19 protein-coding genes are annotated in these 24772 nt (G+C 63.7%); 10 read left to right on the top strand and 9 right to left on the bottom strand.

Annotation, left to right across the window (positions count from 1 at the left end):
- The first annotated feature begins 58 nt into the window (after positions 1–58).
- Complete coding sequence (locus EEB12_RS00490) at positions 59–616, top strand: NUDIX hydrolase (RefSeq protein WP_021333487.1); 558 nt, start codon at positions 59–61, stop codon at positions 614–616.
- Between the two features lie 50 nt (positions 617–666).
- On the opposite strand, the gene EEB12_RS00485 is transcribed toward EEB12_RS00490, so the two are convergent.
- The gene (locus tag EEB12_RS00485) at positions 667–1344 is read right to left on the bottom strand and encodes a TIGR00266 family protein (protein WP_003944961.1); all 678 of its coding nucleotides are present in this window, start codon (positions 1342–1344) and stop codon (positions 667–669) included.
- Positions 1345–1462: 118 nt separating this feature from the next.
- A complete protein-coding gene (gene arc / locus EEB12_RS00480) occupies positions 1463–3238 on the bottom strand; it encodes a proteasome ATPase (RefSeq protein WP_003944870.1) in 1776 nt (591 codons plus the stop codon).
- Positions 3239–3433: 195 nt separating this feature from the next.
- On the opposite strand from arc, the gene EEB12_RS00475 reads away from it, so the two are divergent.
- Complete coding sequence (locus EEB12_RS00475; protein ID WP_021344326.1) at positions 3434–3958, top strand: hypothetical protein; 525 nt, start codon at positions 3434–3436, stop codon at positions 3956–3958.
- Positions 3959–4022: 64 nt separating this feature from the next.
- Here EEB12_RS00475 and EEB12_RS00470 read toward each other — a convergent pair whose 3' ends face one another.
- A complete protein-coding gene (locus tag EEB12_RS00470) occupies positions 4023–4946 on the bottom strand; it encodes a tRNA (adenine-N1)-methyltransferase (protein WP_007729892.1) in 924 nt (307 codons plus the stop codon).
- A 138-nt stretch (positions 4947–5084) separates the two neighbouring features.
- Here EEB12_RS00470 and EEB12_RS00465 point away from each other — a divergent pair, with 138 nt between their 5' ends.
- Together EEB12_RS00465 and EEB12_RS00460 are read left to right on the top strand one after the other, a co-directional pair.
- Positions 5085–5975, top strand: a complete 891-nt coding sequence (locus tag EEB12_RS00465; RefSeq protein WP_372436839.1) for a RecB family exonuclease — start codon at positions 5085–5087, stop codon at positions 5973–5975.
- 1 nt (position 5976) lies between these two features.
- Positions 5977–6786 carry a thioesterase family protein gene (locus EEB12_RS00460; protein ID WP_019748522.1) on the top strand — a complete coding sequence of 270 codons (810 nt, stop codon included), beginning with the start codon at positions 5977–5979 and terminating at the stop codon, positions 6784–6786.
- 46 nt (positions 6787–6832) lie between these two features.
- On the opposite strand, the gene hisG is transcribed toward EEB12_RS00460, so the two are convergent.
- The 6 genes from hisG to metH form a co-directional block, all read right to left on the bottom strand.
- Positions 6833–7684: an ATP phosphoribosyltransferase gene (gene hisG, locus EEB12_RS00455; protein WP_003944905.1), complete on the bottom strand. Its 852-nt coding sequence runs from the start codon at positions 7682–7684 to the stop codon at positions 6833–6835.
- 97 nt (positions 7685–7781) lie between these two features.
- Complete coding sequence (locus EEB12_RS00450; RefSeq protein ID WP_003944933.1) at positions 7782–8045, bottom strand: phosphoribosyl-ATP diphosphatase; 264 nt, start codon at positions 8043–8045, stop codon at positions 7782–7784.
- A 59-nt stretch (positions 8046–8104) separates the two neighbouring features.
- Positions 8105–8965 carry a pseudouridine synthase gene (locus EEB12_RS00445; protein WP_410055702.1) on the bottom strand — a complete coding sequence of 287 codons (861 nt, stop codon included), beginning with the start codon at positions 8963–8965 and terminating at the stop codon, positions 8105–8107.
- A 57-nt stretch (positions 8966–9022) separates the two neighbouring features.
- Positions 9023–9883: a rhodanese-related sulfurtransferase gene (locus EEB12_RS00440; RefSeq protein ID WP_003944828.1), complete on the bottom strand. Its 861-nt coding sequence runs from the start codon at positions 9881–9883 to the stop codon at positions 9023–9025.
- 12 nt (positions 9884–9895) lie between these two features.
- Positions 9896–10594 (bottom strand): HAD family hydrolase, encoded by a 699-nt coding sequence (locus tag EEB12_RS00435; RefSeq protein ID WP_141487255.1) that lies wholly within the window; start codon positions 10592–10594, stop codon positions 9896–9898.
- Positions 10587–14156, bottom strand: coding sequence for a methionine synthase (metH, locus tag EEB12_RS00430; RefSeq protein WP_020907816.1), 3570 nt, complete (start codon positions 14154–14156; stop codon positions 10587–10589). Before metH ends, EEB12_RS00435 begins: the two co-directional genes overlap by 8 nt.
- Before the next feature lie 168 nt (positions 14157–14324).
- Between metH and EEB12_RS00425 the strand changes: the two genes are divergently transcribed.
- The 6 genes from EEB12_RS00425 (at position 14325) to EEB12_RS00395 (ending at position 24718) form a co-directional block, all read left to right on the top strand.
- Positions 14325–15179, top strand: coding sequence for a PAC2 family protein (locus tag EEB12_RS00425; RefSeq protein ID WP_223257810.1), 855 nt, complete (start codon positions 14325–14327; stop codon positions 15177–15179).
- Positions 15176–16336, top strand: coding sequence for an MFS transporter (locus EEB12_RS00420; protein WP_020969675.1), 1161 nt, complete (start codon positions 15176–15178; stop codon positions 16334–16336). Before EEB12_RS00425 ends, EEB12_RS00420 begins: the two co-directional genes overlap by 4 nt.
- Before the next feature lie 146 nt (positions 16337–16482).
- Positions 16483–17568 (top strand): hypothetical protein, encoded by a 1086-nt coding sequence (locus EEB12_RS00410; protein WP_141487254.1) that lies wholly within the window; start codon positions 16483–16485, stop codon positions 17566–17568.
- Positions 17569–17601: 33 nt separating this feature from the next.
- Positions 17602–19107 (top strand): TIGR02677 family protein, encoded by a 1506-nt coding sequence (locus tag EEB12_RS00405; protein WP_141487253.1) that lies wholly within the window; start codon positions 17602–17604, stop codon positions 19105–19107.
- Positions 19104–20546: a TIGR02678 family protein gene (locus tag EEB12_RS00400; RefSeq protein ID WP_021344333.1), complete on the top strand. Its 1443-nt coding sequence runs from the start codon at positions 19104–19106 to the stop codon at positions 20544–20546. Before EEB12_RS00405 ends, EEB12_RS00400 begins: the two co-directional genes overlap by 4 nt.
- Entirely contained in the window at positions 20543–24718 is a 4176-nt protein-coding gene (locus tag EEB12_RS00395; protein WP_046378586.1) for a TIGR02680 family protein, read from the top strand. Before EEB12_RS00400 ends, EEB12_RS00395 begins: the two co-directional genes overlap by 4 nt.
- Positions 24719–24772: the final 54 nt, after the last annotated feature.

The raw sequence follows: 24772 nt of genomic DNA, 5'->3' as shown, positions 1-24772 counted from the left end.
GACACAAGAGCCTATGTGATTGCGGCGCGGCACCCACAGGCGTGGCACAGTTGGAGGAATGCACCAACCTCTCACCGCAGACCTGAATCCCGCGGACGAGGTAGTCGCCGTGTACGACCGGACGGGTAATCCGATCGGCCGAGCACCACGTTCCGTCGTCTACTCGGGTGGGCTCTGGCACGCGAGTGCGGGCGTCCTGGTTCGCACCGGGGACGGCTCCCGCATCTACGTCCATCGCCGAACCGACATGAAAGCGGTGTTCGGTGGCTATCACGACTGTCTTGCCGGAGGTGTCGTTGATCCAGGTGAGACGCCGCAGGAAACCGCGATCCGTGAAGTCGGTGAAGAACTCGGAATCTTCGGAACAGCAGATCAGCCACTCCAACTGACGGAGATCGCTCGAATCTCCTGGGACGGCGAGTGGAACAACTCTCCGTTGCGCTGTCACCTGTTTGCGTTCGAACTCAGATACGACGGGCCGATGGCACATCAACCCAGCGAGATCGCCGAAGGTTGGTGGTGGACGCCGAAAGAACTCGGCGCCCACCTGCAGGACCCGTCGTGGCCGTTCGTTCCGGACTCACGCGCTCTGCTGGCCGACTATTGCTGGAGTTGAACACCGCTGGAGTTGAACACCGCTGGGACTGAACACTGCCGCGACCGTGATCAGCCCGGGGTGATCGCCGAGAGCCAAGCAGCAAACGCGCTGGGGTTGCGGGTCTGCGCGAGAACACGTCCTGGGCCGGTGAAGTCGAAGACAAATCCTTCACCGGACTTCATCGACTGAATGGTGCGCCCCTGAACGGCGCGCCGCATGTTGAAGTTCATCCCGAGGTCGTAGGCGACCACGTGACCGGTATCGATCGTGACCGTCTCGCCTGGCTGCAAGTCGATGACGTCGATCGCGCCGTAGACGGCCAGCACTACTTCACCGTCGCCACTTGCCCGCAAACCGAATCCACCCTCACCGCCGAAGAGGTTGGACATGCCTCCCCATTTGGACTCGACGGTCACGCCGTAGGAGTTGGCCAACCAGGTTCCACGGTTGAGGAAGAACGGGCGATCGGACGTGATGGTCAGTGGGATCAGATCGCCGGGAAGCACGCCGGTCACATCGACCCAACCACCTTGCGGCGGAGCGGTATACGTCGTGACGAAAAACGACTCCCCACTGAGCATCGACCGCTTGAGTCCCTGCAGGACGCCGCCCTGCGCCTTCGCTTCGAGAACTACGCCGGCGGAATGCGCGAGCATTGCCCCGCTCTCCACGCGCAACGGTTCGCCGGGCGCGAGGTAGCAGCGAGCGACAGTGGACGACGGATTGTGTCGAAGATGTATCTGCACGGCGGGACTCTAAACCAGCGCGACCGACCGGTCCAATCGCAACGGAGGGAACGGCAGCGACGCACAGATCGGGCCGACGACTCCCGTGGAGTGGCCGGCCCGATCGGTGTTCGTTTCGCTACAGGTACTGGCCCGTGTTCGACTCTGTGTCGATCGCGCGGCTGGCACTGGCGTTCTTACCGGTGACGAGTGTGCGGATGTAGACGATCCGTTCACCCTTCTTGCCCGAAATACGTGCCCAGTCATCAGGATTGGTGGTGTTGGGCAGATCCTCGTTCTCGGCGAACTCGTCGACGATGGAATCGAAGAGGTGCTGCACACGCAAGCCAGGAGCACCGGTGTCGAGTACCGACTTGATCGCGTACTTCTTGGCGCGGTCGACGATGTTCTGGATCATCGCACCCGAGTTGAAGTCCTTGAAGAACAGAACTTCCTTGTCGCCGTTGGCGTAGGTGACCTCGAGGAAACGATTCTCTTCGCTCTCCGCGTACATGCGATCGACGACGCGAACGATCATCGCCTTCAAGCATGCGGTGCGATCGCCACCGAACTCGGCGAGGTCGTCCGCATTGATCGGCAGACCGTCCACCAGGTACTTCGAGAAGATGTCCTGAGCGGATTCCGCGTCGGGGCGCTCGATCTTGATCTTCACGTCCAGTCGGCCCGGACGCAGGATGGCCGGGTCGATCATGTCCTCACGGTTGGAAGCGCCGATGACGATGACGTTCTCGAGCCCTTCCACACCGTCGATCTCGCTGAGCAGCTGCGGGACGACCGTTGTCTCCACGTCGGAAGAGACTCCAGAACCACGGGTACGGAAGATCGAGTCCATCTCGTCGAAGAAGACGATCACCGGCGTCCCCTCGGACGCCTTCTCACGAGCACGCTGGAAGATCATCCGGATGTGACGCTCGGTTTCGCCGACGAACTTGTTCAGAAGTTCCGGGCCCTTGATGTTCAGGAAGTAGGACTTGGCGTCCTTGCTGTCCTGACCGCGAGCTTCGGCGATCTTCTTGGCCAACGAGTTGGCGACGGCCTTGGCGATGAGCGTCTTACCGCAACCAGGCGGACCGTAGAGCAGTACACCCTTCGGCGGCCTCAGCGAGTACTCGTGGAACAAGTCCTTGTGGAGGAACGGGAGTTCGACGGCATCACGGATCTGTTCGATCTGACGCCCGAGACCACCGATGTCGTCGTAGTGAACATCCGGAACTTCCTCGAGAACCAGATCTTCGACCTCGGCCTTCGGGATGCGCTCGAAGGCGTACCCGGCCTTGGTGTCGACGAGCAACGAGTCGCCCGGACGCAGTTTCCTGGTCGGAGAATCGGCGTCGTACGCGATGATGTCGGCTTCGGGGTCGGCGAAGACGGCTGCCAACGGTGCTGCGAGCCAGACGATGCGCTCTTCGTCGGCATGACCGACCACCAGTGCGCGCAAGCCGTCGTCGAGTACCTCACGGAGCGTGCTGATCTCACCGACCTGCTCGTAGGTGCCGGCCTCGACGATGGTGAGTGCCTCGTTGAGGCGCACCGTCTGTCCGAGGGCAAGGGTGTCCGTGTCGATGTTCGGTGAGCACGTCAATCGCATCTTGCGACCCGACGTGAACACGTCGACGGTCTTGTCCTCGTGTACCGAGAGAAGGACTCCGTAACCGCTCGGCGGCTGACCGAGTCTGTCGACTTCTTCACGAAGTGCGATGAGCTGCTGACGGGCCTCCTTGAGGGTGTCCATCAACTTGCTGTTTCGGATGGACAGCGAGTCCACCTTCGACTCCAGCTCACGCACCTGCTCCGGCGATTGTGCAAGTTGTCGGCGCAGTACTTGTGCTTCCACTCGTAGCGCGTGGAGTTCTTCTGCTGCCGCAACCGAATCCGGGTTCTCTGTCGAGCTCATGTGCGTCTCCTCCCAGTGCGATCCATCAACGCTACCGGCATAAGGCCCCAAGTGTCGCCAGACACGGTGCGCGAGTGCGAATTCACACCTGAGTACGGACCGTGCCGACTGGTCTCGAGCCAGGTTTTGGTCATGTTAGCCTTGCCTACAAGATGGAGACAGCGCCTGTCTCTCTTTACAACGAAAGGTAACGCTGTGATCATCCGCAAGACTCTCATCAGCGCTTGTGCCGTCGCTGCCGTCCTGACCATGGGTGCATGCAGCTCGGACGACAACAAGGATTCGACGGCTGCCAGCTCGACTTCGGTCGCCGCCTCGAGCACCACGGCCAAGGCCTCGGCTTCCGCTACGACGCCTGCTGCCGCTGCTGCAACGGCTCCGACGGCCGAGGAGCTCAACGCTTCGCTCGTCGCTCTGATCGATCCGGCCAAGCCGATCGAGGAGAAGACCGCTCTGGTGGTCGACGGAACCAAGCGTCAGGCCAACATCGAGACGATGAGTGCTGCGCTGGGCGGTAACCCGGCCTACGCAATCACGTTCAACGTGGACAACGTCAAGGTCGACGGTCAGACCGCAACCGCAGACGTCGCCGTCGTCAGCCCGCACGGCGCCGCACCGGCCACCCCGTGGACCTGGGAGCTCGAAGACGGATCCTGGAAGCTGTCCGACACCTCGGCATGCGTGCTACTGGAAATGGGCCGCGCTTCCTGCACCGCATAACTTCCAGCTACGACAAGAGCGGCGATCCGGTATCCGGATCGCCGCTCTTGTCGTTTTCGTGTGACTACTTGGCTGCCGTGTTCGAGCCCTTGCCCGCGCGCCGCTGCGGCTTCGGGGTGACCGTTCCTTCGGCCAGACGACGAGCGCTCACGAGGAACGCGGTGTGGCCCTGCATCCGATGCTCGGGACGCACCGCCAAACCGACGACGTGCCAACCGCGCACGATCGATTCCCACGACCGTGGCTCGGTCCAGCATTCCTGCTCACGCATCGCTTCGACGACCTTCGAGAGCTGAGTAACGGTCGCGACGTAGACGATCAACACGCCGCCTGGCACGAGCGCCTTCGAGACGGCGGGCAGGACGTCCCATGGAGCCAGCATGTCGAGTACGACGCGATCGACCTTGCCGCCGTGCGCTTCCGGATCGAACTCCGCCAGATCGGCGATGGTCAGTTCCCAGTTCGGCGGACGTTCACCGAAAAAGGTCTCGACGTTGCGAACCGCGTGTTCGGCATGATCGTCGCGGACCTCGTAGGAGATGACCTTGCCCTCGGGTCCGACGGCACGCAGTAGTGAACACGTCAGTGCGCCGGAGCCGGCTCCGGCTTCGAGCACGCGTGCTCCTGGAAACACGTCGCCTTCGTGGACGATCTGAGCTGCGTCCTTCGGGTAGATGACCTGTGCACCGCGCGGCATGGACAGCACGTAGTCGACCAGTAGCGGGCGCAGGGCGAGGTAGGGCGTGCCGTTGACCGACTTGACGACGCTGCCCTCGTCGGCGCCGATCAAATCGTTGTGAACGATTCCGCCCTTGTGGGTGTGGTACTCGCGGTTCGCCTCGAGAACGATCGTGTAGTGGCGTCCCTTGCCGTCGGTCAGCTGGACTCGGTCGCCGACGCGAAACGGCCCCGACGGCCGCTTGCCCGGCGCAGTGAGATCAGCTTCTGGAAGCTCTTGTTCGGGAATCTCGGCGACAGCGGACTGCACAACCTCATCCACTTCGGTCGTGCCTTCTTCTGGTTGCAGCTCGTTCGCCATGCGCAGATGATCCCTGTTCGCTTGTTTCCGGTGTCCTCGCCACCGGCTCCGACGGAGTTGTCGGACCAACCGCATAGCCTGCCAGGTGTGAGCTCTGTCGAATTGCCAACCCCCACTCCAACGGGTGCAACATCACAGGAGCGCCCGCGTAGTCGGCCGGCGCTCTCTCCTTCGCGTGCGGGTGACTACAAGCAATGCCCCCTGCTCTACCGGTTCCGAGCGGTCGACAGAATTCCGGAAACACCTACCAGAGCCCAGGTCAGAGGCACCGTCGTCCATGCGGCCTTGGAAGCGCTTTTTGCACTCCCGACCGGTCACCGGGTTCCCGATCGCGCAGCCGAACTCGTCCGTCCCGCGTGGGAACGTGTCAGTGCCGAGTCTCCCGAGGCAGCTGATCTGATTCCGGAAGACGAGCTGGACGCGTTTCTCGGCGAAGTCGGCAAGCTCGTCGCGACGTACTACACGCTCGAAGATCCCACTCGATTCGATGCCGAGGCGTGCGAGGTCTACGTCGAGACCGAATTGGAGAACGGCGTTCGACTCCGCGGCTTCGTCGACCGGATAGACGTTGCACCGACCGGTGAGGTGAGGGTGGTCGACTACAAGACCGGAAAGGCACCCCGCGAGTTCACCGAGTCCAAAGCGCTCTTCCAGATGAAGTTCTACGCGCTCGTACTACTGCGCACTCGCGGAATCGTTCCCGCGCAACTGCGCCTGATCTATCTGGCCTCCGGCTCGATTCTCACGTACGCCCCGGATCACGACGAGCTCATTCGATTCGAGCGGACCCTCTCCGCCATTTGGAAGGCGATCCTCGCGGCAGGTGCGACCGGAGACTTCAGACCCAAGCCTGGCAAACTGTGCGACTGGTGCGATCACAAGTCACTGTGCCCCTCGTTCGGCGGAACACCACCGCCGTATCCAGGTTGGCCGGACCTGCTGAGCGCCGAACCTGTTGTTGCAAAGGAGAATTCATAACATGACGGACAGTTCGTACTACCGCTACCTCGGAACCACGGAGGAAGGGCACGAGCGGTTCGCGAGCACGCAGGCGACAGTCAGCATCTGGGGCCCGACACTGCAGCACGGTGCTCCCCCGTCGGCGCTGTTGGTACGAGCCCTCGAGCGGTGCGGTGCGCGCGACGAAACCCGTCTGACGCGCGTCGTCGTCGAGATTCTCGGGCCCATTCCGATTGCCGACCTCGAAGTCCGGTCGTGGATCGAACGCCCCGGTCGCCGAATCGAATTGATCGTCGCCGAGCTGTGGGCAACCACCGCCGACGGATCTGCCCGCGCGGTTGCGCGCGGTACGGCATGGCGGATGGAGACCGTCGATACCGGCGAGGTCGTCCACGTAGTCGATCCCCCGCTCGAACCCCGTGACAGCGGCACCCCGGGCGTTCTCGAGGGTCTCTGGAGCGTCGGCTATCTCAAGACCCTCGACTGGTCCTGGATTGCTCCGATCGGGTGCGTGGGAACCGGGAAGGTATGGGCGCGCCCCAAGCCCGAGCTGGTCGAGGGCGAGAAGATGTCTGCCCTCGAGCGTTTGTTCGCGGTGGCCGACATCTCCAACGGCGTCGGCGCCAAGCTCGACCCTGAGCACTGGACGTTCCTCAACACCGATCTCACGGTGCATATCTTCCGTGTGCCCGAGGGCGAGTGGGTCGGTGTCGCCGCCGAAACCACGACCGGTCCGGACGGCGTCGGCATGTGTGCGGGAGTGCTCTACGACGAGCAGGGCGCCGTCGGCCGTATCGCCCAGACTTTGCAGATTCGCGCCCGTTCCTGATTTCCGGGAACGGGCGCGAATGCGCGTAAATCTATTCAGACAGTGATCAGAAAGCGCGTACCGAGCGGATGTTCGACGCGAGGATGGCCTTGGCGCCGAGTTCCGCCAAGGCATCCATCACCTGGTTGTGTCCCTTGATCGGAACCATCGCGCGAACCGCGACCCAGTCGGGGTCAGCCAACGGCGAGAGGGTCGGCGACTCCATACCCGGAGTCATCTTGATGGCGTCGTCGAGGATGGTGCGCGGGCAGTCGTAGTCGATCATCAGATTCTGCTGCGCGAAGACAATTCCGCGTACGCGTTCGATGAGCTGATTGCGTGCGGGATCGTCTTGCGGAGCGCCGGTGCGCTCGATCAGGACACCTTCGGAATCGCAGAGCGATTCACCGAAAGCAACGAGGTTGTGTTGGCGGAGAGTACGACCCGACCCGACCACGTCGGCGATCGCATCGGCGACACCGAGCTGAATCGAAATCTCCACTGCTCCGTCGAGACGGATGACGGTTGCGTCGAGTCCGCGATCGGTGAGGTCCTTGCGGACAAGGTTCGGGTACGACGTCGCAATGCGCAGGCCGGACAGATCCTCAACGGCCCAGTCCTTGCCTGCCGGTGCTGCGTAGCGGAACGACGAACGGCCGAAGCCCAGTGACAGACGCTCGGATACGGGAGCGCCCGAGTCGCCGGCGAGATCACGACCAGTGATGCCGAGATCCAGCTCACCGGAGCCGACGTAGATCGCAATGTCCTTGGGACGCAAGAAGAAGAACTCGACCTGGTTGGCAGGATCGAGGACCGTCAGATCACGGGAATCGGTGCGTCGGCGGTAGCCGGCCTCGCTGAGAATTTCGGCGGCGGACTCGGACAGTGAGCCTTTGTTGGGAACTGCTACGCGCAGCATGGTGGATGTCCTTTCGGAAGGTGTGGGTGACGTGAGACGACATGAATCGGAAGCCCTGGACGAGCGAGATGGCGAACATCTCGCTGGTCAGCTCCGATCACAGATGTCGGTACACGTCCTCGAGGGTCAGTCCGCGACCGACCATCAACACCTGCGTCCAGTACAGCAGCTGGGAAATTTCCTCGGCTAGCTGCTCATCGCTCTGGTATTCCGCAGCGATCCACACTTCACCGGCTTCCTCGATGACCTTTTTGCCCTGAGCATGCACACCGGCGTCGAGGGCGGCGACAGTGCCGGACCCCTCGGGGCGAGTAGCAGCACGCTCGGTCAATTCGGCGAACAAGGATTCGAAGGTCTTCACGGGTACACATTCTTTCACGAGGACGGAAGCGGTTTGCACACGCCCACGAACAGCGGTGTTCACAGGCCTGCGTCGAGGCTGCGCGAACTCACGAACCTGCGAGTCTGCCCGGTGATCGGATCCGGGTATTCCAACGCCCGCGCCAACAATCGCAACGGACTCGAGAAGTTGCCGGGCACCGCGGGAAGGTACTCGGGGTAGTAGTTGTCACCGACGATCGGGACGCCCAGCGAGTTGAGGTGCAGCCGAAGCTGATGGGTACGGCCGGTCCGTGGGAGCAACCTGTATCGGCCGAGAGTCCGGCCGGCCGAGTCGGTGATCGTCTCGATCAGTTCGATCGAAGTCTCACTGTTCGGCTCGCCATCGATCTCGGTAGCCGTCATCTCGCCGTGAACTTTGTTGATGCGGCTACGCACCGTGCGAGGGAAAGTCAGTTCCGGATCGAAGCCTGCAATCGCCTCGTATTCCTTGACGATTCGCTGCTCGGCAAAAAGTTCCTGGTACGGCCGTCGTAGGTCCGGTGTCACCGTGAACACGATGACGCCCGCCGTCATTCGGTCGAGGCGGTGAACGGGCGCAAGGTCCGGAAGATCCAGATCACGACGCAGTCGCACGACGGCGCTTTCGACGATATGCGCTCCCCGTGGAATGGTCGCCAGGAAGTGCGGTTTGTCGATCACGAGAATGGAGTCGTCGCGGTACAAGATCTCGATCTCGTGCGGAACCGGAATCTCGGGGGCCGGTTCGCGGTAGAAGTACACGAAACGGGTCGGCTGGTAGGGCGTTCGGCTCGTGATCTTCCGCCCGTGCTCGTCGACGACGTCTCCGGCATTCACGAGGTCCGCCCACAGGTCCCGCTCCCCCGGGTGCTCGCCGATCAGATGCTCGAGGACGGTATGCGCCGACGACTCCGCCGGCATCCGCAGCCGGTCGGGTCCGAGACCGTTTCGGATCGGCAACGGAGCCTTGGGCACTACTCAGTCCTGCTCGAGGTCTGGTGAACAACTCTCGCAGAGCAATTCGAGGGTGCGGCCGTCGCCGTCGATCCGATTGCGGTACCGCGGTGTCGGAGTACCACAATCGACACACACGCCGAGTGTCTTGGCTTCGGATGAGAACTCGATGTTCATCCGCTTGTCGAACACGTACAGGGAGCCGTCCCAGAGGCCCCGGTCGCCGAAAGTCTCGCCGTAACGGACGATTCCGCCGTCCAACTGGTAGACCTCGTCGAAGCCGCGTGAGCGCATCAGCGAAGACAACACCTCACAGCGCACTCCGCCAGTGCAGTAGGTGACTACGGCTTTGCCCTTGAGATGGTCGTATTTTCCACTGTCGAGTTCGTCGACGAAATCGCGGGTGGTGGCGACGTCCGGAACTACCGCATCCCGGAAGCGGCCGATCTCGGCTTCGAAGGCGTTGCGGCCGTCGAAGAACACAACGTCGTCACCGCGACTGTCGACGAGTTCGTGTAGTTCCTTGGGCGCCAGATGAACTCCGCCACCGACAACACCGTTCTCGTCGACTTTCAGCTCGTCGGGGGCTCCGAACGTCACGATCTCCGAGCGAGCCTTGACGCTGAGGCGAGGGAAGTCGTTTCCGAGTCCGTCCGACCACTTGATGTCAGCGGTACGGAACGGCTCGTAGCCACGCGTTCCGCGGACGTATCGCTTGACATCCTCGATGTCTCCGCCGACCGTCGCATTGATTCCGTGAGGCGAGACGATGATCCGGCCCGTCAGGTTGTTGGACTCGGCCAGGCTGTGCTGCCACAGCTTGATCGCTTCCGGGTCCGCCAACGGCGTGAACTGGTAGAACAGAACAATTTTCGGAATAGCCACAGCAAATCCCGCCTAACGTGCCGCGCTCGAGTGAACGTCGTGAAGATCGTGAATGGACAAGTCCACCAGAGACTCTCGAAACACGCGTCCAGGACCCGCCGGGACATCGACCTCACACGGAACGACGAGCACCGCGCAACCCGCGGCGCTTGCCGACGCAGTACCGGTCGGCGAGTCCTCGATCGCGAGGCACTGCGCCGGTTCGAGTCCGAGCAGATGCGCTCCGCGCAGGTACGGATCCGCCGCCGGTTTTCCGTTGGGAACCTCGTCGCCGCACACCGAGTGGTCGAAGAATTCACGGCCGAGCATGCCGAGTGCCCGATCGACCAGTACTCGCTCGGTGTTGGTGACCAGTGCAGAACCCAGACCACCGTCACGCACGGTCGCCAGTGCATCGCGAGCACCCGGCCGCCAGGTCACGCCGTCCTCGAACAGATCGCCGACGCGGGTGTACATCCAGTCCTTCGCCTCGGCGACGGCATCGGGATGCTTCTCCAGGCCGAGCGCGTCGAACACCGTCGCCAGAGCGAAGGGGCTCGACGCACCGATGACGGCGATGCGTGTCGCTTCCGTCATCGGTCCGCCCAGGCGTAGGGACAACTCACGAAGCGCGATGTCCCACAGCTTCTCCGAATCGAGCAGGGTGCCGTCCATGTCCCACAGGACACCACCGAGGGTCGATTCGGATACCTCGGTCAACAACTCAGACATTGAAATACTTTGCTTCCGGGTGGTGCAGGACAAAAGCGTCCGTGGACTGCTCGGGATGCAGCTGCAGTTCTTCGGACAATTCGACGCCGATTCGCTCGGGTTCGAGCAACGCCACCAACTTGGCACGATCCTCGAGGTCCGGGCACGCGCCGTATCCGAACGAGTAACGAGCGCCGCGGTACTCGAGATCGAAGTAGCCGGCAACCTCGGTCGGGTCCTGCTCCGCGACGGTATGCCCCTCGGGGAGCACAAGCTCTTCACGAACGCGTCGATGCCAGTACTCGGCCAGAGATTCCGTGAGTTGGACGCCGATTCCGTGAACCTCGAGGTAATCACGGTACGAGTTCGACGCGAACAACTCGTTGGCGAAGTCCGCGATCGGCTGACCCATCGTCACCAACTGGAACGGAAGAACGTCGACCTGACCGGTCGCTTCTGCTTCCTTACGCGAGCGCACGAAGTCAGCGATGCACAGGAAACGGTCGCGATGCTGACGCGGGTAGGTGAACCGGAACCGTTCAGGTGCATCCGGTTTCGGTTCGGTGAGCACGATGACGTCATCGCCCTCCGAGATCGCCGGGAAGTAGCCGTACACAACCGCGGCGTGCGCGAGAATGCCCTCGGACGTCAGCCGATCGAGCCAGTACCGGAGCCGCGGACGGCCTTCCGACTCGACCAGTTCCTCGTACGTCGGACCGTCGCCCTTGCGCTGACCGCGAAGGCCCCACTGGCCGAGGAAGAGAGCGCGCTCGTCGAGCAGCCCCGAGTACTCGGACAGAGAGATTCCCTTGACGATGCGCGAGCCCCAGAACGGCGGTGTCGGCACCGCAATGTCGGTAGCGACATCGGAACGCTCCGGCAGGACGACGGGAACCGCTGCAGCTTTACGCTTTTCGGCGATGCGCTTGGAACGCTCGTGACGAGCCTTACGCTCGGCAGCCTTCTCGCGAGCAGCGATGGCCTCCGGGCTGTCCGGCGCCGGGCCGCCGCCGCGCTTGGTCGTCATGATCTGGTCCATCAAGTTCAGACCCTCGAAAGCGTCGCGGGCATAGCTGACGTCGCCCTCGTACACCTCCTGCAGATCGTTCTCGACGTACGAACGCGTCAGCGCGGCACCACCCAGCAAAACCGGGAACTGTTCCGAGACACCGCGAGAGTTCAGTTCCTTGAGGTTGTCCTTCATGACCACTGTCGACTTCACGAGCAGTCCGGACATGCCGATGACATCGGCCTTGTGCTCGATCGCAGCATCGAGAATGGTCGCGATGGGCTGCTTGATGCCGAGGTTCACGACGTCGTAACCGTTGTTACTCAAGATGATGTCGACAAGGTTCTTGCCGATATCGTGGACGTCGCCCTTGACCGTCGCAATGACGAGGCGGCCCTTGCCGTCGTCGTCCGTCGCTTCCATGTGCGGCTCGAGGAACGCAACTGCTGCCTTCATGACCTCGGCGGACTGCAGAACGAACGGCAACTGCATCTGTCCGGAACCGAACAGTTCACCGACGGTCTTCATGCCCGAAAGCAATGTCTCGTTGATGATTTCGATCGGGGACTTGACCGTCATCGCTTCGGTGAGATCGTCGTCGAGGCCGTTGCGCTCGCCGTCGACAATGCGACGCTCGAGCCGGTCGAACAACGGAAGTCCGGCGAGTTCCTGCGCACGGGACTCGCGCGCCGACGCAGCCGAGACACCCTCGAACAGAGCCATCAGCTTCTGCAGCGGGTCGTAGCCCTCGCTACGACGGTCGTAGACCAGGTCGAGTGCGGTTTCACGCTGCTCGTCCGGAATTCGCGCCATCGGCAAAATCTTGGACGCGTGAACGATCGCCGTGTCCAAACCTGCCTCGGTGCACTCGTGCAGGAACACCGAGTTGAGGACCTGCCGTGCGGCCGGGTTCAAACCGAACGAAATGTTCGAGATACCCAGGGTGAAGTGCAGTTCCGGGTACGCAGCCTTGAGCTGACGGATGGCTTCGATGGTCTCGATGCCGTCGCGTCGCACCTCTTCCTGACCGGTGGAGATGGGGAAGGTCAAGGCGTCGACGATGATGTCGGACTCGGCGAGTCCCCAGTTTCCCTTGATGTCCTCGATCAGACGCTTGGCGATGGCGACCTTGGTCTCGGCGGTGCGAGCCTGGCCCTCTTCGTCGATGGTCAGGGCGACGACCGCCGCGCCGTGCTCCTTGACCAACGTCATGATCTTGTGAAAACGCGATTCGGGGCCGGCGCCGTCCTCGTAGTTGACGGAGTTGACAGCGCAGCGGCCACCGAGGTGTTCGAGACCGGCCTGCAACACGGCAGGCTCGGTGGAGTCGAGCATGATCGGCAGCGTCGAGGACGTCGCCAGACGGCTGGCCAGTTCCGACATGTCGGCGGCACCGTCGCGGCCCACGTAGTCGACGTTGAGGTCGAGCATGTGTGCGCCGTCGCGGGTCTGGTCCTTGGCGATGTCCAGGCACTTCTGGTAGTCCGCGGAGAGCATTGCCTCGCGGAAAGCCTTGGAGCCGTTGGAGTTCGTGCGTTCACCGATCATCAGGATGCTGGCGTCCTGCTCGAACGGCACCGCCGAGTACAGCGAAGAGGTACTCGGCTCGTGGATCGGGGTGCGCTGGGCCTTCTCGACCTGACGGACCGCGTCGGCGACCGCGCTGATGTGCTCGGGTGTCGTACCGCAGCAGCCGCCTACGAGGCCGAGTCCGAACTCGGAAACGAAACCACTGAGGGCTTCGGCCAATTCGTCGGCGGTCAGCGGGTACTCGGCGCCCTTGGGGCCGAGCTGCGGCAGACCTGCATTGGGCATGACCGACACCGGCAGCGTCGAGTACTTGGACAGGTGCCGGAGATGTTCGCTCATCTCGGCCGGCCCGGTGGCACAGTTCAGGCCGATCATGTCGATACCGAGTGGCTCGAGTGCCGTCAGCGCCGCACCGATCTCACTGCCCAGGAGCATCGTTCCAGTTGTCTCTACCGTCACGTGCGTGATGATCGGCAACCGCAGTCCGAGTTGCTCCATCGCGCGCTGACTGCCGAGAATGGCCGCCTTCACCTGAAGCAGGTCCTGGCAGGTTTCGACGAGGATGGCGTCGGCGCCACCGTCGATCATGCCGAGCGCAGCTTCGGTGTACGCGTCACGAAGGACTGCGTACGGTGCGTGCCCGAGGCTGGGGAGCTTGGTTCCCGGTCCCATCGAGCCGAGTACGAATCGGGCCATGCCGTCGCGGCCTGGTCCCATCTCGTCCGCTACTTCACGGGCGAGAGCAGTGCCTTTTTCCGCGAGTTCGCGGATCCGGTGAGAGATGTCGTAGTCGGCGAGGTTGGGCAGGTTGCATCCGAAGGTGTTGGTCTCGACGGCATCGGCACCAGCGGCGAAGTACGCACGGTGGATGTCTTTGAGCACGTCGGGACGGGTGTCGTTGAGGATCTCATTGCACCCCTCGAGGCCGAGGAAGTCGTCCAGGGTGAGGTCCGCGGCCTGCAACATGGTGCCCATCGCTCCGTCGCCGATGACAACGCGCTGTTTCAGCGCATCAAGCAGGGCAGAGTTAAATGGGGCAGACATGCCGTCCAGAGTAGTGGGCGCACCGACAAGCTCTGGCCGTAGGCTGGGTGGGTGAGTCCAAGTGAGTTCCCCGTCACTCCCGACGGCCCGGTCGATTTCGACGATTCCGCGGCCTTCGAGAGCCCTGACGGCTTTGCCGTCGACAGCAGCGACCGCCTCGAGGGCGACATCCCTGTCCTACGTGATCCCATCCTCGTTGCAGCTTTCGAGGGCTGGAACGACGCCGGTGACGCAGCCAGCGGTGCGGTCGAACATCTCGAGCTGATCTGGGATGCCCAGCCGCTCGCCGAACTCGATTCCGAGGACTACTACGACTACCAGGTCAACCGTCCCACGGTCCGTCAGGTCGACGGTGTCACTCGCGAAATTGTTTGGCCGGCAACACGTTTGTCGGTCTGTTCGCCTCCAGGCAGTGAGAGCGACATCGTCCTTCTTCGCGGGATCGAACCCAACATGCGGTGGCGCAGTTTCTGCGAGGATCTGCTCGAGTTGATCGACCAACTGAACGTCAAGACCGTGGTCATCCTCGGAGCCCTGCTCGCCGATACTCCGCACACCCGCCCGGTGCCGGTCACGGGCACGGCGTACAGCAGCGAATCCGCGGCACGATTCAACCTCGAACAGACCCGATACGAAGGTCCGACAGGCATCACCGGAGTTCTTCAGGATGAGTGCGTTCGTGCTGGTGTACCCGCTATTTCGTTCTGGGCAGCGGTTCCGCACTACGTCTCGCAGCCACCCAACCCGAAGGCCACAGTGGCCCTCCTTCAACGAGTCGAGGATGTTCTCGACATCGAGGTCCCCCTCGGTGAACTCCCAGCTCAGTCGGAGGATTGGGAGGAAGCGGTCAACGAAATGACTGCGGACGACGAGGAAATCGGCGAATACGTGCGCACCCTGGAAGAGCGGGGAGACGCCGAAACCGACATCAGCGAAGCAATCTCCAAGATCGACGGCGACGCCATCGCCGCGGAATTCGAGCGCTACCTCAGACGGCGAGGCCCCGGCAGCTTCGGACTGTGAGCAAGAACACTCCAGAAGAAGGTGGAAGTACACAGCGCCCACTGCGCCTCCGGCTTCAACTGATCGCGCTGTACGCCGGCGGGTTCCTCGGCCCGTTCGGCGGCGGCGTGGTTGCTTCGATCCTCCCCGAGATCGGTGACGATCTAGGGGTCGGACCGTCGGCGGCCGCCTCCTCCCTCACCGCGTACCTGCTCCCCTTCGCCGCTCTGATGTTGGTGTCGGGGACGCTCGGGACACGGTGGGGCAAGGTCCGGACGGTGCGGATCGCATACGGCGTCTACGTCTTCGCGTCGTTGGCATGCTTTCTCGCCCCGACACTCGAGATCTTCCTGGCCGCCCGGGTACTGCAGGGCTCCGCGAACGCATTCACCACGCCGCTGTTGCTTGCTTCGTTGGCGGCCGCAACTCCGCAGGCTCGATTGGGTCGAGCCCTCGGTGCCTTCGGCGCATTCCAGGCTGCAGGGCAGTCGTCGGCTCCGTTGATCGGCGGACTGGCGGCCGAATTCGACTGGCGTCTGGCCTTTCTCGTCATCGCAGTGGTCGCGGGCATCCTGGGAGCCGTCGGGCTCCCGAAGTCCGAAGCACCGGCAGCGACCACTCCCGCCCGTCTCCGCGATGCATTACGCCCCGAAGTGCTCCGCATCGGTATCGCTGCATTGCTCGGCTGGGGCGCCCTCGGTGGACTGAGCTTCCTGCTCGCCTTCCGCTTCGAAGACGAGTTCGGGCTGTCCCCCACCGTCCGCGGCCTACTGCTCACCGTCTTCGGCGTGGCCGGCATCCTCTCGGCCCGGCGCATCGGAATCCTCATCGATCGCATCGGCGCACGCTCCTCCGTGATGATCGGTGCACTGGGCGGAGCAGTTCTGGTCTCCGTCGTCGGCCTTGCCGGCTTGGTGCCGGTGATCGCGATCGCATGGTTTGTCGCAGGTGTCGCGAGCCAGTTCGTCCTTGTCGGCGTCAACGCGGCGGTGCTCGGATCCGCGGGGCCCAACCGTGGCGGCGCTGTCTCGGTCGTCCAAGCGATGCGCTTCGGCGGCGCCGCTCTTGCTCCCCTGGCCCTGACACCGATTTACGACTCTTCGCCTGCCGCGAGCTTCCTGATCCCCGCACTATTGCTCGCCGTCGTCGCTCCCCTGATCATGCCGAAGCAACGCTGATCGGTCTCGGCAGTTTCGAATTTGAAGTTGTGTAGGTAGTGAGTTTGTCGGCGAAAGCGACCACCGTTGTCGCGAGGCTGTCAGGGCGAACATTGTTCGGAAAATCTTGTGTTTCCGTCGTCGACAGATATTGATACCATTGGAACATGAGCGAATCTGAGTCGGAACCGGAACGGCCGATCGACATTTTTCGGCGATCGGTTGCCGTCATCGAAGAAAATTTGCCTCCTACCTGGTCTTTGTCGACACAGCGCTCCCCCGACCTGTCCGAGGCGCCACTCCGACTCGACCTCCGCTCCCCTGACGGCGCGGTGGCCAAATTCGGCGTCTACGCCGCTCACGGTGTCCTGAGCAGCGACGTTCCCGGTATCGCCGATCGCTTCCCCACCGGTCAACCCGGCTTCGTGTGCGCAAAATATCTGTCCGAGCCGGTCCGCCGGCAGCTCGATTCCCACGCGATCTCGTACGCAGACGCCACGGGCAACGTGTCGTTGACCGCTGATCGACCCGCCGTCTGGGTGCGTGGACGCGGAGCCGACGCCGATCCGTGGCGGGGGCCCGGACGTCCTTCCGGACAGTTGACGGGCGATCCGTCAGCTCGCGTCGTGCGTGCGCTTGCCGATTTCGCGGCGCCACTGGCGATCACTGCCTTGGTGCGCCTGGCCGGTGCGTCGACGGGAGCAACCTATCGGGTGGTTCAGACACTGTCGGATCGTGAACTGGTGACCAGGCTCCCCCGCGGTGGGATCGGTGACGTCCGCTGGCCGAAGATGCTTCGTGAATGGGCGGCTGAAGCCGGCGCCAAAGCGCCGACGCCTCACGGCTTTCACGCGCCGGACGGGTTGGAAGCACTCTTCGATCAACTGCGTCAGCTCAGCGGTCACATCTACGCCGGTACCGCCTCGGTGGCCGCGGCACCCTTTGCTCGGTACGCGCCCACTCGACGTGCCCACTTCCATGCCGACAACGTCGATCAGTTCGCCGACGCTCTCGGACTACGGCGGGTGGAATCCGGCGGTGACGTGTGGATCACCGCTCCCCTCTCACCGTCTGCCTTCGACCGATTGCTCACCCGCGACGGCATCCGCATCGTCGCCCCCAGCCAAGCGTTCGCCGATCTGCTGGTCGGCCCGGACTCCGACGAGGCGGCGGCCGGGCACCTGCTCACATGGATGATCGAGAACGAATCGCAGTGGCGACGCGCCGCATCCCCTGCTACGGATCGCCCGTAGGAAAAAGAGGGGGCGTCTCTCGCCTACCCTGTCATGGTGGAAGAAACGAGTGCGCCCGATTACGCCGCGTACGCCGACACCAATCGACTGAAGCTGTTTTCGTTCACGATCGCGGAAAAACGGGCCGAGTACCTCTGGGTACTTCGTGCCTTCGACCATGCTCGCGCCAACTACACCGTCCTGCTGCATGCCGGAGCCGTCGCGCAAATCCTCGAGAAGATCGGTGGATCGGATCCGGCGGCCGATCTGTCGGCAGCAGAGGTCACTCCCCTGTTGGATCAGCTCCATGTGTGGGAGATCCTCGAGCGCAGCTACGACGGCACCCGAGCGGCCACGCTGGCCGAGTACCGCAATCGCCACTTCGTCTACCAGTTCGGTCAGGCCGGATACCAGGTCTATCGATCAGTCGAAGACGTTCTCGCCGCACGCCTGGACTCGGCCTCGCTCTCGCGCCTCGCTCTGCCGGACCTGCTCGCAGACATGTCCGAACTCGCCGAGGCCAACCGAAGCTCCGACGGCGACCTGATCTTCCGCAAGCTCAAGCGCCTCGACTCGACGCTCTCCGACATGGCCGATCGAGCCGCGCACTTCTATCTGACCCTCGGCGACCTCGTACGGACCACGGAGATCACTCCGCAGGCTTTCCTCACGCACAAGGACGCTCTGCTCACGCACATGCGGGAGTTCAGCTCCGATCTGGCGCGCTTCGCCCCCAAGCTCAAGGAAGCGATCGAGCACGTCGAATCCACCGGGGTCGATCGCATGATCCGCCTCGCCGCCGCCAGTGACGAACGGGTGTTCGTCCCGATCACCGAACGCGAAGACGACTGGGCTGCGCGTTGGCGAGGATTGACCGCCTGGTTCGTCTCCGCGGAATCGGGGATCAGCGAGTCCGAGCGTCTACGTGAGGGCACGATGAGCGCGATCGCCGCGGTTCTGGCGCTCCTTCGCCGCGTCACGGAAACCCGTCGCGGCGGCGTCAGCCGCGAGAGCCAGCTCCGGCACCTCGCCGGCTGGTTCGCCGCCACGCCGTCCGAAGACGCAGCTCATGCTCTGTTCCAGGCAGTGTTCGACCTCGGCCGTCCACGCCACCTCTCGATGGTGCATCCGGACGCCGACATCATTTCTCACTCACGTTCGTGGTGGGAGGCACCGCCGGTCGAGATCGCGCGAACACTCGCCGAAACCGGTCGCCCGCCCTCACCAGGATTGCCGAGCAAGGTCGCCCGCAACGACGGCAGCATCCGCCGCCTACGCGAAGAGCAGTTGGCAGCGCAACGTACGCGCAGCGCTGCGGCGCAATCACTCGCGTCCAACGGCGTCTATCAGCGTGAACTCAACGAGCAGGAGACCGAAGTTTTGCTGAGTCTGCTCAATGCAGCACTGACCGCGCGGGTTCCGGTGGTGGGACGCGTCAAGAGTTCCACCGGTAGTGAGAACGGGGTGAAGCTGACGCTCAGTCCCTCGGACGGTTCGACCACCATCAAGACCGCCCGCGGGCGTATGCACCTCGACGGCATCGAGGTCAGTGTTCGATGAGAGCTCGCGAGATCACGCCCCTTGCCCTCGACTCGTATCAACGCGCGGCGCGAGTGATCCTGTCCAACCACCTGATCACCTCGACGTACCCGGATCGAATTGCGTTGCCGCTCTTGCGCCGGTGGGCCACCGAGCTGCGTGACGACCTACTCGAACTGTTCGGCTACCGCCTCGAGGTGACGGAGACCACCGCGCGCCTGTTCACGGTGTCGGATCGACTCAACCCGTCGGCACCGGCCCGAACTGCCTCCGAGCGAACCTTCGATCGCACGCGCTACGCCTACCTGGCACTGTGCCTGGCCGCGTTGGGCCGCGCCGGGAACCAGATCACGTTGTCGGAGTTGGCCGATCACGTCGCGGCCGACGCTGCACAAGTCGACGGCGTCGAACTCTCTACCGATCGTGCGTCGGACCGCGACGCCTTCGTCGACGCAGTGGGCTGGCTCGGCGTCAGAGGCGCCATCGCACTCGCCGACGGTGACGCAAACGGCTGGGCGTCCAATCCCGAAGCGGGAGAAGCGCTCTACGACATCGACCGTTCCGTCGTCGTAGCCCTGTTCCGTCCGCCGCGCGCACTGCAGCACCTGCACTCCATCCGCGGACTCCTGGCCACGGAGACCTCGAGCGCTGCCGAGGACGACGGAATTCCTGTGGACGCGAAAGAGATCGGACGCCGAGTGCGTCGGGCACTGGTCGAGCGGCCGGTCGTACTGGCGGGTGAACTCGATCAGCACGAATTGATCGCCTTGGCGCAGCCCAAGACCGCGTCGGAAGTCGAACTACTGACGGGGTTGGTGGCCGAGCGTCGCGCCGAGGGAATCGCGATGATCGATCCCACCGGTCGCCTCTCCGACGTCCGCTTCCCGAGCACCGGAACGATCGCCCAGGTAGCGCTACTCCTCGCCGGCGAGATTGCCGACCGCGTACTCGACGTCGACGCTCCGGAGCTGCCGAAACTTCCGATCCCGCACGTGTCGGACGATCACCTGATCGAACAACTCGATGCCGCCATCCCCGAGGCCGGGATCTTCGAGGACCTCGCCGACGAGGACGACGATTTCGTGCTGCCCGCCGGCGAACCGGCCGAGCCCCCGGAACCCGTCACGTACCCGATGATCGACGACGACTGGCTCGCCGACAAGGTCACCGAGTTGGTGGACCAGTTCGGTCGCACGTTTGCAGCGCAATGGCAGGCCGATCACAACGGGCTGCGCAAGCAGGCGCTCGGGTTGCTGCAACGTCTGCGCCTGACGCATGCGGTCGACGGCGGCGTACTGGTGTTGCCCGTCCTTGCCCGGTACCGCGACGTCGTGGTCTCCGTACGCGAACGCGATCCTCAGATCGACTTCGCGGTAGACAACTCCGCACCGGATCCGGTCGACGAATTCGGCCCCGAATCTTCCACCAACGGCGAACTATCAGAGGTAGAGAACGTATGAGCAACGCCCGCTTCCGACCTACTCGGGCTGGAATCATCAACCTCTGGGATTACCGAGACCAGGAGTTCTCGTTCGCCGACGGTCGACTGGTCCTACGAGGGCCAAACGGATCCGGTAAGACCAAGGCCCTCGAGGTCTTGTTCCCGTTCGTTTTCGACGGCCGCATCGAACCGCGGCGCCTCAACCCCTTCGCCGGTGAAGAGCGCACGATGAAGTCCAACCTTCTCTACCGGGGCCAGGACAGCGCGCACTCCTACGTGTGGATGGAGTTCTGCCGCGGCTCCCTCGAAGATCCCGAGTCGGTGACCGTGGGAATCGGCATGCGGGCAACCCGTACCAACGACAAGGTCACCCGCTGGTACTTCGTCGCCGACGGCCGCGTCGGAGTCGACTTCTCGCTGATCGGCAACGACGATCGTCCTCTCACCAAGAAGCAGTTGGCCGAACAACTCGGCAGCGATTCCATCACCGACCGTCCCCTCGACTACCGCACCGCGATCGACGCGCGAATGTTCGGTCTCGGAGTGCAGCGCTACGACCAGCTGATCAATCTCATTCTCACGCTTCGCCGTCCCCAGCTCGCGAAGAACCTTGATCCGAAGGGCCTTTCGCAAGCGCTCACCGACGGCCTCCGTCCACTCGACGACCAACTCGTCCTCGAAGCTGCACGTTCGTTCAGCGATATGGAAGAGGTCGGCCGCGCGCTCGAGGGGCTCGCAGCCGCCGATCAGGCAGCGCAGAGTTTCATCGGCGTCTACACCAAGTACCTGCGTCAGCAGTCGCGCGGAGAGATCGAACAGGTCAGCACCCGCCTCGCAGCAGTCACCAGAGGCGTTGCCGCCATGGACGAGTCGTCGCTCGCCCAGACCCGCAGCCGTGAAGCCCGGGCAGCAGCCGAGGAGCGCTTCAACCAGGCCGAGCAGGCACTCGAGAACGCGCGCGCCAATGTCGAGGCGTTGCAACGCTCGAGCGCCTACGAAGGCAAACAGCAACTCGACGATCTCGCCCAGGCCGTCTCGACGCTCAAGCTCTCGACCGAGCAACAGGCAGACAAGTCGAGGAAGGCGCAGGCTGCACTCGCGCAGCGCGGCGACGAAGCCGACAAGGCTGCATCGTCGGTCAAGCGTGCAGCCGAGGCACTCTCACGTGCCGAGGACGAACTGCAGGCAGCAGCCGAGGACGCCGGAATCGTCTGGACTCCCCTGCCCGACGGCTCACGCAGCGACCAGATCACCGCAGCAGTGCGTGGCCATGCCGAGGAGCGTGACGGCGACGTACGCGTCGTCCGCACTGCGCTCGCGACCGTCGAGAAGGCCGCTACCGAACGAACCCGGGCCGAAAACAGCTCGCGCCGTGGACAAGAGCTGCTCGAAGCGTCCAAGGCCGCTGTGCTCGAAGGCGAAGCTGCCGTGGAACTCGCACGCAGTCAGTGCGCCAGTGGGCTGCGCGCGTGGTGGACCGATCACTCTTCCTTGTTCTCAGCTGTCGGCGCAGACACGTCGCTGTTCGAGGCTCTCGACGCGGCGCTCGCCGAGGTCGGCGACGAGGACGCTCCGGCGCTGTCCGCAGTTCTCACCGAGCACACCGAGGCAGGCACCGAGACGCTGCGCGAGCGACGTCGTGAGGCCGAAGCTGAAATATCTGCATCGCACGCCTCCATCGCAGCTCTGAAATCCGAGCGCAAGGCCGTCTCGGCGGAACACGACGACGCTCCGCCGGCCTTCCACGCACGCACCGACAACCGCAGTGATCTGGGTGGGGCACCGCTGTGGCAGCTGGTGCGCTTCGCCGATTCCGTCGAACCAGACGTGGCCACGGGAATCGAATCCGCACTCCAGGCGGCAAATCTGCTGGACGGCTGGGTCTGCCCCGACGAGACGATTCCCGATCACGTCAGTGAGCAGTTCCTGACCGCTCTGCCGGTCAAACAGCGCCCGAAGGGACGAACGCTGGCCGACGTCCTCGAGGTCGAAGGCAATGCCGACGTACCCGACGCTCGGGTACAGGACATTCTCGCGTCGATCAGTCTCGTCGAGGCACCGGGCGACTCCGATGCCAGCGTCGCGATCGGCGTCGACGGGCGCTTCTGGCAGGGCGTCGCGCGTGGCCGGCACGTCAAGGCCGACGCCGAGTACATCGGCACGACAGCGCGGGCGCGTCGACGCGAAGCTCGGATCACCGAGATCGACGCGGCTCTGGAAGAACTTGCCGCGGCAGTCGATGCAGCCAAGGCACTGGTGACGCAGACCAACGAGCAGCTGAGCCGAATCAACTCTGCGGCAAAGGAATTGCCGAAGACAGGATCGATCCTCCGCGCACTCAAAACCGTCACCGAATCCGCCGGTGCACTCCGCACTCGCTCGGAGGCCACGGAAACGGCACAACGCGAACTCGATGCGGCGATCGCCGATCTCGCGGCGAAGGAAAAGCAACTCCGGGCGACGGCGTCGCAGCACCGGACCCCGCACGTCGGCCGTGAACTCGACTCCCTCGCGGCGGCGATCCGTCATTTCGAGAAGCAGGGCGAACTGGCGCTGCGCTGCCGACGCGAACATGCCAAGGAAGTCGAACTCGAACGCGAGTCTCGCGACCGTCTCGACGAATCACGCGCCAATGCGGAGGAATTCGCCGAAGAGGCCGCCATCGCCGAGGAGAGTCTGCTTCAGCAGGTCCAGCGCCTCGAGACACTGCGCGACACCCTCGGGGCCAGCGCCGAGCAGATCGACCTCGACCTGGCAAAAGCCCGCGCGAAGATCGAAGAATGCAAGGTCGAACAGCGTGCTGCGCGAAAGGCGTACGACGCTGCGGTACTCCAGATCGGCACGGCAGAGGGTGCGTACAACACCGCCGTCGAGACGTTGCGCCACACCCTGACCGAAACCCGCAGTGATGCAGAGCGACTCGCACCCTATGCTCGCCCGGACCTTCTCGAGTTGTTGGGCGTCAAGGAACATCTGAGCTGGCCGGCAAGTTCAGCGGCGTGGATGAGCCCCGATCAGTTGGTCTACCGCATCCAGAACGAAGACCGCAGCGAGGACGCGGCCCATCCGCCCGTCCTCCCCGAAGACGTCGACAAGTTGTACCGAGCGCTCGAGGCTGCGACCTCGGCGGTACGCGTCACCGACGGAGCCCGCAAGGCAACCCGCACGGCACTGACCTCGGCGTTGCAGGACTTCGACGCCCAACTCGCAGCGGCCGGACAGGACTACCGCCTGCAGTGGGACGCACCGGACGGACTGACCGTCGTACGAGTGCAGGACGATCAGGGCTATTCGTCGATCGGTGAATTCGCAACGCGGATCCACGATGCTCGCGGCGATCAGGAGCAGTTGCTCACCGAATCCGAGCGTCGCATTCTCGAAGATGCCCTGCTGACCGGATTGGCTCAGCAGATCCACGAGCGCACGGTCGATGCACGCGTGTTGATCGCACAGATGGGCACAGAGATGCGTGAGCGTCGGATGTCCTCGGGCAACACCATCGGCGTTCACTGGGTGCTCGCCGACAACCTCGACGACAGCTCGCGGGCGATCTCCAAGCTGCTGGATCGAGATGCGTCGGCCCTCGGCGTCGATGAACTGGCTACTCTGCGAGCTCATTTCGCGACCCAGATCCGTACCGCCCGCGCGGCGCACCCCGAACGCTCGTACCCGGAAATCCTGTCCTCGGCGCTCGACTACAGGCAGTGGCGCGTGTTCTCGTTCACCCTCATCAGCGGTGAGGGCAAGGAAGACCGCCTTACCGTCGCGCGGCACAGCGCGCTGTCCGGTGGCGAGCAGTCGGTTTCGCTGCACCTTCCTTTGTTCGCCGCGGCGCACGTCATGCTGGACTCGGCCGACCCGCACGCCCCGCGTCTGCTGGCACTGGACGAGGCCTTCGCCGGTGTCGACGACAACGGACGCAGCGAGCTGCTCGGCTTGAGCGTTCAGTTCGACCTGGATCTCTTCATGACCGGCTACGACCTGTGGATCACGTACGCAGACGTCCCCGGCTGTGCGCACTACGACCTCGCGCACTCCACGGCCGAACAAGCTGTCAGCGCCGCGCTGCTGGTGTGGTCGAACGGTGAGCTGCTCGCCGAGCACGACGGAACGGATCTGGCGCGGGCATTGGGCTCGCCGCTACGGCGCCGGGTCCCGACACCAGCCGAAGGTGCGTTGGACTACGCCTAGAAACCACTGTGCGCCTTTATTAACCGCCCGCGGTTAATAAAGGCGCACAGCAGG

It is taken from the genome of Rhodococcus sp. WS1, from assembly GCF_003797745.1.
Taxonomy (GTDB): domain Bacteria; phylum Actinomycetota; class Actinomycetes; order Mycobacteriales; family Mycobacteriaceae; genus Rhodococcus_F; species Rhodococcus_F erythropolis.
This window is presented reverse-complemented; position numbering and strand designations above follow the sequence as displayed.

Coding starts and splice junctions, on each gene's coding strand:
- EEB12_RS00405 (WP_141487253.1), top strand. CDS start 17,602: ATGGTGGAAGAAACGAGTGCGCCCGATTACGCCGCGTACGCCGACACC.
- EEB12_RS00410 (WP_141487254.1), top strand. CDS start 16,483: ATGAGCGAATCTGAGTCGGAACCGGAACGGCCGATCGACATTTTTCGG.
- EEB12_RS00460 (WP_019748522.1), top strand. CDS start 5,977: ATGACGGACAGTTCGTACTACCGCTACCTCGGAACCACGGAGGAAGGG.
- EEB12_RS00435 (WP_141487255.1), bottom strand. CDS start 10,594: ATGTCTGAGTTGTTGACCGAGGTATCCGAATCGACCCTCGGTGGTGTC.
- hisG (WP_003944905.1), bottom strand. CDS start 7,684: ATGCTGCGCGTAGCAGTTCCCAACAAAGGCTCACTGTCCGAGTCCGCC.
- metH (WP_020907816.1), bottom strand. CDS start 14,156: ATGTCTGCCCCATTTAACTCTGCCCTGCTTGATGCGCTGAAACAGCGC.
- EEB12_RS00395 (WP_046378586.1), top strand. CDS start 20,543: ATGAGCAACGCCCGCTTCCGACCTACTCGGGCTGGAATCATCAACCTC.
- EEB12_RS00445 (WP_410055702.1), bottom strand. CDS start 8,965: ATGCCGGCGGAGTCGTCGGCGCATACCGTCCTCGAGCATCTGATCGGC.
- EEB12_RS00400 (WP_021344333.1), top strand. CDS start 19,104: ATGAGAGCTCGCGAGATCACGCCCCTTGCCCTCGACTCGTATCAACGC.
- EEB12_RS00490 (WP_021333487.1), top strand. CDS start 59: ATGCACCAACCTCTCACCGCAGACCTGAATCCCGCGGACGAGGTAGTC.
- arc (WP_003944870.1), bottom strand. CDS start 3,238: ATGAGCTCGACAGAGAACCCGGATTCGGTTGCGGCAGCAGAAGAACTC.